Genomic DNA, 9,071 nt, shown 5'->3' with positions numbered 1-9,071 from the left:
CCTGGCTCGGGTTCGGGCCGCTGCGCCCGGCCGCCGCGAAGGCGAGCGGGACGACCACCGCGACACCGAGGCCCAGGAGGCCGAAGCCGCACATCGCGAGCGGCGCGCTCGGCGAAGCCACCACGAGCCCCCCGCCGACCGTCGCGAGGACGCCGCCGACCCGTACGGTCCTGACCGCGCCGAAGCGGTCGACGATCTTGTCACCGGCGATCCGGGCGACCGCCATGGTCAGCGCGAACGCCGTCGTGGACGCCGCGGCGAGCCCGGCGGAGGTGTCCATCACGTCCCGGAGGTAGACCGCCGACCAGTCCAGGCTGGCGCCCTCGGCGAACACCGCGCAGAAGCCCACCGCGCCGATGATCAGCGCCGACTTCGGCGGCAGGGCGAAGCGCGGCGGCGGCTCCTCGTCCGGTTCGCTGCGCAGATCGAGTACGCTCCGACAGGCGATCAGGCCGAGCGTGGTGAGCACCAGCGCGGCGAGGGTGTGGTGCAGCCGGGCGTCGGCGCCCAGATGCGCGGCCACCGTGCCCGCCGCCGAACCGATCAGGGCGCCCACGCTCCACATCCCGTGCAGCCCGGACATGATCGACTTGTCGAGGCGGTTCTCCACCTCGACGCCGAGGGCGTTCATCGCCACGTCCGACATGCCGGCCGTCGCCCCGTACACGAGGAGCGCGGCGCACAGCGTCAGCAGGTTGGGTGCCAGCGCGGGCAGGATCAGCGCCAGCGTCCACAGGGCGAGCAGTCCGCGCAGCGCGGTCCTGGCGCCGAGGCGATGGCTGATCGCACCGGCCAGCGGCATGGCGAGCGAGGCGCCGATCGCCGGGAAGGCGAGAGCGAGGCCGAGCTGACCGGCGCTGACCCCGGCATGGTCCTGGATCCAGGGCACCCGGGTGGCGAAGCTGCCGGTCACCGCGCCGTGCACGGTGAAGACCGCGGCGACGGCGATCCTGGCCCGCCTCACCTGCTCCATGCCGAAGCCCGTCTCTGTGGAATCCGCTGTCATACCGCCGTGCCCTCCCCTGGGAAATTCTCCGACTCCGGTGGTCCCGGTGCCCGTCTCCACGGTGCGGGCCGTAAACTATCAGGAACCCTGCCTGATAAATAGTGCGCCTGTGCAGCCAGTGCGTCAGCGATCTGGAAGGATCCCGGCATGCCCGCATCACCGAGCACCGCACGGGCCATCAACGACCGGCTCGCCCTGCGACTGCTCCAGCAGGACGGTCCGCTGACGGCCACGCAGCTGAAGACCTTGACCGGCCTCTCCCGGCCCACCGTCGCCGACCTCGTCGACCGGTTGCAGGGGGCCGGTCTGATCCGTGTCGTCGGCGAGGCCGGTGCCGAGCGCCGCGGTCCCAACGCCCGGCTGTACGGGATCGCCGCCGACCGCGCCCATCTCGCCGCCCTCGACGTACGCACCGGCAGCGTCGCCGTGGTCGTCGCCGACCTGCTCGGCGCCACGCTCGCCGAGGCCACCCTGCCCATCGGCAGCGACACCGACACCGAGGCCGCCGCCGAACAGGCCGCCGCGCTCCTGGAACGCACCGCGCGCGAGGCCGGTGCCGGCCCGCTGCACAGCGTCGGCATCGGCGCACCCGGCCTGATCGACCCGGTCACCGGAGAACTCCGCGACACCACCGGGCTGCCCGCCTGGCACCGGCGACTGGTGCGGGTGCTCCAGCAACGGCTGCCCGCGACCGTGCTGGTCGAGAACGAGACCAATCTCGCCGCCGTCGCCGAACACCGCGGCGGCGCGGCCACCGACCGCGACACCTTTGTGCTCTTCTGGCTCGGCCACGGCGTCGGCGCCGCCGTCATGCTGGACGGGAAGCTCCGCCGGGGAGCCTCCGGCGGCGCGGGCGAGATCGGCTTCCTGCCGGTTCCCGGTATTCCCGGCCCGCCGTCGGCCGTCAACTGCGACGGCGGGTTCCACGCGCTGGTGGGCTCCGCCCCGGTCTGCGAACTGGCCGCCGCCCACGGCATCGCCGTGCCTCCGGGCGCCGCCGAAGGGGACAAGGAACCGGGCGCGGCGTCCGCCGTACGGGCCGCGCTGGCGGGGGAGGGGGACAGCGAGGCGTTCCTGGACGCCCTCGCCGGCCGGCTCGCCCTGGGCGCCGCCGCCATCGCTTCGGTCCTCGACCCGGGCTGTGTGCTGCTGGCGGGCGAGGTCGGCCACGCGGGCGGAGCCGCGCTCGCGGCCCGGGTCGAGGAGCGGCTGACCCTGATGTCACCGCTGCGCACCGAGGTCAGGGCCGGGCAGCTGGGCGGCGCGGCGGTGCTCCGCGGCGCGCTGCTCACCGCCCGGGAGGCGGCTCAGGACGAGCTGTTCACGCCGGCCGGCTGAACCGCCGGGCGGGGGAGCTCCCCGAACACCGTGCTCTGCGCGGTCCGTTCGGGGCGCGATCTGCCGCAATGCCGGTGTTCCGCGGAGCGCGGCCGAGCCCGGCGGCGACCGGGGGCGAACCGGTCACCGCCGGGCGGTACGGGGGAGGGTCAGCAGGCCCCGAGGTCCTGCCAGACGCCCCAGTCACCGGTGGAGCCGGGCGTCTCGCCCTTCGTCCACCACTTGGCCTTCCACCGGTGCGAGCCATGGCCGACCGCCGTACCGGCGCCGTACTCGGAGCTGGCGCTCCAGGCGGGCGCGGTGCAGTCGCCGCCGGGCGTCGGGCCGGTGCCGGTCGACGGGTCCGGTGACGGCGACGAGGTGCCCGTGCCGGGGTCGACCGGGGTGGTGCCGCGCGCCAGGTCGGCGGCGAGGGCGTACGACTTCCCGCCGAGGGTCACCGTCCAGTTCGACGGTGTGGAGGTCGGCAGGTAGTAGACGAAGTCGACCTGCACCGAGGCGCCGGGAGCCAGGCTCTGCCAGCCCGGCAGCTTCAGCGAGACGCGGTTGTGGTCGCCCTTGAGCCCGCCGATGTTGTTGGCGGCGGTGTGATCGCTGCGCACGATCGTCGTGCCGAAGCCCGACTGGTCCTTGGCGTTGGCCGGTGCGGACGTCGCGTAGTCGAACTGGAACTCCGTGCCGCCGGGCAGCGTCGCCTTCGTGTTGTTGGTGATCTTCAGCTTGGGGCTGATCGGGTAATTGGAGTCACCGAGCGGGAACTGGTCGAAGGACACGTCGATGTCGAGCGCCTCGGTGGGCAGAGCGATGGTGGACCGCTTCGCACCGTACGGGGTGGCCGACTTGAACTTGTCGTACATTGTCGAGGTGAGCGTGGAGCCCGGCTCGTACTGCCCCTTGGCGGCGTTCCAGCCGTAGTCGCCCGCGAGCTCCCAGATCATGGTGCCGCCGATGCCCTTGTCGACGACGTAGTCCGCCTTCGCGGCGACCGACTGCTCGTCCTCGGTGGACAGGAAGACCTTCTTCTCGGCGTTCCACAGCCAGGGCGCGACCAGCGTCGGGTCGTACCTGCGGGCGTAGCTGCCGGTCAGCTTCGTGTCCGAGGGGAAGCCGTAGTCGGTGACGTAGTCGCCGACGATGCCCTTCTCCAGGTTCTTCGCATGCCACATCGGGTTGGAACCGGCCGGTGATTCCTTGCCGTTCGCGTCCTGGTCGTGCCAGAGGTTGTCGATGCCGACGGCGCCGTCACCGCACTTGGTCAGCCCCGCGCCGGCCGGGCAGTCGGTGGTGGCGGCCCGGCCCCACAGCCCGTCCGTACCGCCCTGCACGTTCTTGAAGCCGCGGGTGTAGTACGGCAGACCGATGTTGATCCGGCCGGACGGCATGGAGCCGCGGAAGTAGTGGTACGCCCAGTCGGTGTTGAGGTAGCCGGTGCCGCCGTACTGCGAGGTCGAGTAGACGCTCGCCTGGACGAGTTCGGCGTCCTTGCCGTCGTCGTACAGCGCCGCGTTCGGACCGACGTACTCGTTCCAGGCGCCGTGCAGGTCGTACGACATGATGTTGACGTAGTCCAGGTACTTCTGGACCTGGAAGGTCTCCATCCCGCGCAGCAGATAGCCGGACGAGGGCGCGGCCACGCTCAGCAGGTAGTGGGTGCCGTCGGCGGCGGAGGCGCGGTCGAGCTTCTCGCGCAGGGTCTTCATCAGCGCGGAGTAGCCCTTGACCAGACCGGCCCGGCGCGTGTTGGAGAGCGTCCGGTCCAGCGGGTTGCCCGCGTCCTTCATGGTGGTCGGGTACTCGTAGTCGATGTCGATGCCGCTGAAGCCGTACTTCTTGATGAACGCGACGGCCGAGTCGGCGAAGGTGTTGATGCCGGCCTGGTTGACCGAGCCGTCGGCGTTGGTCGCCATCGAGTAGAAGCCGCCGGAGTCCACTCGCTCGCCGCTGTCGTCGAAGTAGCCGCCGGTCTCGGCCCAGCCGCCCACCGACACCATGGTCTTCACGTCCGGGTACTTCTTCTTGAACTTGTTGAGCAGGTTGAAATGGCCCTTGTAGGGGAGGTCCGGGTCCATCTCGGCGCCCACGACTCCCGGCCAGGTCATGCCGGTCGAGGCGTTGTCCGGCCCGTCGGCGCCGACGGAGAGCTTGTTGCTGCCGTCAACATGGGCGAACGCGTAATTCAAATGGGTGACTTTGTCCCAGGGGATGTCAGAGACGAGATAGGCGGGCTTGCCGTCCTTGCCGGTCCGCCAGTCGGTGAAGTATCCGATGACCCGCCGCTGGTGGTCGGCGCCCATCTTCTCGCGGCCCTCGGTGTCGTAGACGGAGCAGTAGGGGACGGCGACACCGGGGGTCCCGTAGAGCCCGTCGGGGCGACAGGACTCCTGGTCGGCGGCGGCCGACGGGGTGGCGGCGAGCGAGCCCATCAGTAGTCCGGCGACGACTGCGCCGGCTGCGAGCAGGGTGGCTCTCGCGCGGGTGGGGGACAACACGTTCGGTTCCTCCTGGGGAGGTCGGGCAGAACACAACTGGCAAAGGGGTGGGTCGTGTTGGTGCCCCGGGTGTGCGCACACCGCGGGGCCGCTCCTCGGAGGTGACGCAGAGATTAAGAGGACTAGACCAGTGCGTCAATAGGTCTGGACCTTCAAGGGTCGACTTGTTCGGAAGGGGTATCCCTCGCGGGCCCCCTGTGAGCCAGTCCACAGGAACTCACCCGCATGGCCCACCGCCGGGCGTGGCACACTGATCGTGTACCAGCAGCAGCGCACTCCGGGGTCGGTGCAATTCCGAACCGGCGGTTATAGTCCGCGACCCGTCCGCATCCAGCGGCCGGTTGACCAGGTGGGATTCCTGGACCGACGGTTAAAGTCCGGATGGGAGGCAGTGCGCGGCGGGCCGTTTCGCGGGTACGCCGCCGTCGGCGGATGGTTTTCGGGTGACCGAGCCATCCGTGTTTTCCGGCTTTCCGGCGTTCTCCTGTGGCGTTCCCGTTTCATCTGTCGTCATCGACAGGCCCCGGAGTCCGTGCCCGAAGAGGCAGGAGGACCCGGTGGACACCGCAGCCGACATCACCGCCATGCGCCGTGCGATCACGCTCGCCGCCCGCGGTCTCGGCTCCACCAGCCCCAACCCCGTGGTCGGCTGCGTCATTCTCGACGCCGCAGGCCATCCGGCCGGAGAGGGCTTCCACCGGAGGGCCGGCGGACCGCACGCCGAGATTCACGCCCTGCGCGACGCGGGCGAGCGGGCCCGGGGCGGCACCGCCTACGTCACCCTCGAACCCTGTAACCACACCGGCCGCACCGGCCCCTGCGCCCAGGCGCTCATCAAGGCCGGTGTCACCCGCGTCGTCTATGCGGTCGGCGACCCGAACCCGCAGGCCACCGGTGGTGCGGACACCCTGCGCACGGCCGGGGTCAAGGCCGAGCAGGGGCTCCTCGCGGCCGAGGCCGAGGCGGGCAACGCGGCCTGGCTGACCTCGGTGCGGCTCGGCCGCCCGTACGTCCTGTGGAAGTACGCGGCGACCCTCGACGGCCGGATCGCGGCCGCCGACGGCACCAGCCGCTGGATCACCTCCGCCGAGTCCCGCGCCGACGTCCACCGGCTGCGTGCCGAGGCCGATGCCGTCGTGGTCGGCTCCGGCACCGCCCGTACCGACAACCCGCAGCTCGGTGTACGTGGCCTCGAAGGCGCCGTGCAGCCGCTGCGGGTGGTCGTGGACACCGGCGCCGCCGCGGTCCGCCCCGGCGCCCGTGTCCTCGACGGCACCGCGCCCACCCTGATCGCCGTCGCCGAGGACGCCGACGCCCGGCACCTGCCCGAAGCGGCCGTCCTGCGGCTGCCGCGCGCCGTCACCGGCCCCGGCCTGGACATCCCCGCCCTGCTCCGTGCCCTGTACGGGCGCGGCATCCGCTCCGTACTCCTCGAAGGCGGCCCGACCCTCGCCGGGGCCTTCGTCGCCGCGGGAACGGTCGACAAGGCCGTCGGCTATCTCGCCCCCGTGCTCCTCGGCGCAGGCCCCGCGGCCCTCGCCGACGCCGGAATCTCCACCATCGCCGAGGCGTTGCGCCTCGATGTGACCGAGACCGTCCGGATCGGCCCCGATCTGCGCGTCACCGCCGTCCCCGGCCCTGCCCGGAAGGGAAACTGAGTGTTCACCGGAATTGTCGAAGAACTGGGTGAAGTCACTGCCGTCGAGAAGCTCGACGACGCCTCCCGATTCCGCCTGCGCGGCCCCGTGGTCACCGAAGGGGCCAAGCACGGTGACTCCATCGCCGTCAACGGCGTCTGCCTGACCGTCGTCGAGCTGGGTGACGGCGAGTTCACCGCGGACGTGATGGCCGAGACCCTCAACAGGTCGAGCCTCGGCGCCCTGGACACCGGCTCCCGGGTCAACCTTGAACGCCCCATGGCGGTCGGCGGCAGGCTCGGCGGACACATCGTCCAGGGCCATGTCGACGGCACCGGCCGCATCGTCGAGCGCAGGGTCTCCGAGAACTGGGAGATCGTGAAGATCTCCCTCCCCGCGGAGCTGACCCGGTACGTGGTGGAGAAGGGGTCGATCACGGTCGACGGCGTCAGCCTCACCGTCGTGGACGCCGGACCCGACTACTTCACCATCAGCCTCATCCCCACCACCCTCGCCCTGACCACGCTCGGCATCAAGGAGCCCGGCGACCCGGTCAACCTTGAGGTGGACGTCATCGCGAAGTACGTCGAGCGACTGCTCGGCAACACCGCGCAGGAGCCCGAGGAGTCGGCGAAGTGACCGCCCTGAGCTGGCTGAACTCGGAGGCGTTCACCGTCTTCGGACAGCACATCATCTGGTCCGACATGATCGGCAACACGGTCGGTCTGCTCGCGCTGACCCTGGGCTGGCTCCGCTCGATCTGGACCTGGCCGGCCCAGCTGCTGTCCGGTGTAGTCCTGGTCGCGGCCAACGCCTCCGTGCACCAGGCGGGCAGCGTCGGCAAACAGCTCGTCGTCATCGCCGTGGCCGTCTGGGGCTGGCAGCAGTGGACCCGGGGCAGGCAGCAGGCCCAGGACGGCTCCATCGCCGTACGGTTCGCCACCTGGCGCGAGCGCGGGTACCTGCTGGGCGGCGCGGCGCTCGGCACCCTCGCGGTCGGCGGCCTGTTCACCGCGTTCCCCTCGCTCTCCTGGAGCCCGTGGGCGGACGCGTACATATTCGCCGGCACGCTCGTCGCGATGCTCGCCCAGGCCCGCGGCATGGTCGAGTTCTGGTTCGCCTGGCTGCTGGTCGACCTGGTCGGCGTACCGCTGAACTTCCACAGCGGACTCGCCTTCTCCGGTCTCATCTACGTCGTGTACGGCGCCCTCGTCCTGTGGGGCATGCGCGACTGGTGGCTGCGTTCGCGCACACCCGCTCTGGAAGGAGCCACGGCATGACTGCCCAGCCCACCTGGTTGCACCGGGAACACGAAAGCGCCGCCGAGGACCTCCGCCTCGACCCCGTCGAGCAGGCGATCCGCGACATCGCCGCCGGCCGGCCCGTCGTGGTCGTCGACGACGAGGACCGGGAGAACGAGGGCGACCTCGTCATCGCCGCCGAGAAGGCCACCCCCGAGATCGTCGCGTTCATGATGAGCGAGTGCCGCGGTCTGATCTGCGCACCCATGGAGAACGACGAGCTGGAACGGCTCGAACTGCCGCAGATGGTCGACCACAACACCGAGTCGATGCGCACGGCGTTCACCGTCTCGGTCGACGCGTCCGCCGCCCACGGCGTCACCACCGGCATCTGTGCCGCCGACCGGGCCACCACGCTCCGGCTGCTGGCGGGCGGCGAGGCCGGCCCGGGCGACTTCGTGCGGCCCGGCCACATCTTCCCGCTCCGCGCCCGCTCCGGCGGGGTGCTGGTCCGCAACGGCCACACCGAGGCCGCCGTCGACCTCGCCCGGCTCGCCGGGCTGCGGCCCGCCGGGGCCATCGTGGAGATCGCCGGCGAGGACGGCGTGATGCTGCGGCTGCCCCAGCTGGTCCCGTTCGCCCGCAAGCACGGCCTCACGATCATCTCCATCGAGGACCTGATCGCCTACCGCCGCAGCTCGGAGCCGACCGTCCGCCGCGAGGCCGAGGTACGGCTGCCGACGAGCTTCGGCGCGTTCACCGCGTACGGCTACCGCTCCACCACCGACGGCGTCGAACATGTCGCGCTCGTCCACGGCGACCTCGATGACGGCGACGACGTACTGGTCCGGGTCCACTCCGAGTGCCTGACCGGTGACATCTTCCAGTCCCAGCGCTGTGACTGCGGCCCCCAGCTGCACGCGTCCATGCGCCGGATCACCGAGGAGGGCCGCGGCGTCGTCGTCTACCTGCGCGGCCACGAGGGCCGGGGCATCGGCCTGCTGTCCAAGCTGCGCGCCTACGAACTCCAGGAGCGCGGCATCGACACCCTCGACGCCAACCTGGAGCTCGGCCTGCCCGCCGACGCCCGGGACTACGCGGCCGGCGCCCAGATCCTCAAGGACCTCGGCGTCCACAGCCTCAGGCTGATGACCAACAACCCCGACAAGACGGCCGCGATCCTGCGGCACGGACTCGCCGTCACCGGCCGCGAGCCGATGCCCGTCCAGGCCGGCGAACACAATCTGCGCTACCTGCGCACCAAGCGCGACCGCATGGGGCACGACCTGCCCTGGCTCGACACCGCCACGGCGTCGACCTGCGGCAACCAGTGAGATCACGGAAACGAGCGGTGGGAGAG

General features: G+C 71.2%; 7 protein-coding genes and 1 riboswitch. Of the genes, 5 read left to right on the top strand and 2 right to left on the bottom strand.

What is annotated here, in order from left to right; genetic code table 11:
• On the bottom strand, nt 1-1,006 hold a 1,006-nt coding region (locus ABZY11_RS15375), incomplete at its 3' end, for an MFS transporter (RefSeq protein ID WP_356479602.1).
• Between the two features lie 147 nt (nt 1,007-1,153).
• On the opposite strand from ABZY11_RS15375, the gene ABZY11_RS15370 reads away from it, so the two are divergent.
• Nucleotides 1,154-2,344: an ROK family transcriptional regulator gene (locus tag ABZY11_RS15370; RefSeq protein ID WP_356479601.1), complete on the top strand. Its 1,191-nt coding sequence runs from the start codon at nt 1,154-1,156 to the stop codon at nt 2,342-2,344.
• 149 nt (nt 2,345-2,493) lie between these two features.
• Here ABZY11_RS15370 and ABZY11_RS15365 read toward each other — a convergent pair whose 3' ends face one another.
• Nucleotides 2,494-4,833 (bottom strand): chitinase C-terminal domain-containing protein, encoded by a 2,340-nt coding sequence (locus tag ABZY11_RS15365; protein ID WP_356479600.1) that lies wholly within the window; start codon nt 4,831-4,833, stop codon nt 2,494-2,496.
• Nucleotides 4,834-5,101: 268 nt separating this feature from the next.
• Nucleotides 5,102-5,232, top strand: a riboswitch (FMN riboswitch).
• 158 nt (nt 5,233-5,390) lie between these two features.
• Between ABZY11_RS15365 and ribD the strand changes: the two genes are divergently transcribed.
• The 4 genes from ribD to ABZY11_RS15345 are packed head-to-tail and all read left to right on the top strand — an operon-like array spanning nt 5,391 to nt 9,045.
• Entirely contained in the window at nt 5,391-6,491 is a 1,101-nt protein-coding gene (gene ribD, locus ABZY11_RS15360; RefSeq protein ID WP_356479599.1) for a bifunctional diaminohydroxyphosphoribosylaminopyrimidine deaminase/5-amino-6-(5-phosphoribosylamino)uracil reductase RibD, read from the top strand.
• A complete protein-coding gene (locus ABZY11_RS15355; protein WP_356479598.1) occupies nt 6,492-7,109 on the top strand; it encodes a riboflavin synthase in 618 nt (205 codons plus the stop codon).
• Nucleotides 7,106-7,750 (top strand): nicotinamide mononucleotide transporter family protein, encoded by a 645-nt coding sequence (locus ABZY11_RS15350; RefSeq protein WP_356479596.1) that lies wholly within the window; start codon nt 7,106-7,108, stop codon nt 7,748-7,750. Before ABZY11_RS15355 ends, ABZY11_RS15350 begins: the two co-directional genes overlap by 4 nt.
• Nucleotides 7,747-9,045, top strand: coding sequence for a bifunctional 3,4-dihydroxy-2-butanone-4-phosphate synthase/GTP cyclohydrolase II (locus ABZY11_RS15345; RefSeq protein ID WP_356479595.1), 1,299 nt, complete (start codon nt 7,747-7,749; stop codon nt 9,043-9,045). Before ABZY11_RS15350 ends, ABZY11_RS15345 begins: the two co-directional genes overlap by 4 nt.
• Nucleotides 9,046-9,071 lie beyond the last annotated feature (26 nt).

The organism is Streptomyces sp. NPDC006510 (genome assembly GCF_040611955.1).
In the GTDB taxonomy this organism is placed as follows: Bacteria; Actinomycetota; Actinomycetes; order Streptomycetales; family Streptomycetaceae; genus Streptomyces.
The sequence above is the reverse complement of the archived record's forward strand: the minus strand, read 5'-3'. Positions and strand labels throughout refer to the sequence as shown.

Coding starts and splice junctions, on each gene's coding strand:
- ABZY11_RS15370 (WP_356479601.1), top strand. CDS start 1,154: ATGCCCGCATCACCGAGCACCGCACGGGCCATCAACGACCGGCTCGCC.
- ABZY11_RS15345 (WP_356479595.1), top strand. CDS start 7,747: ATGACTGCCCAGCCCACCTGGTTGCACCGGGAACACGAAAGCGCCGCC.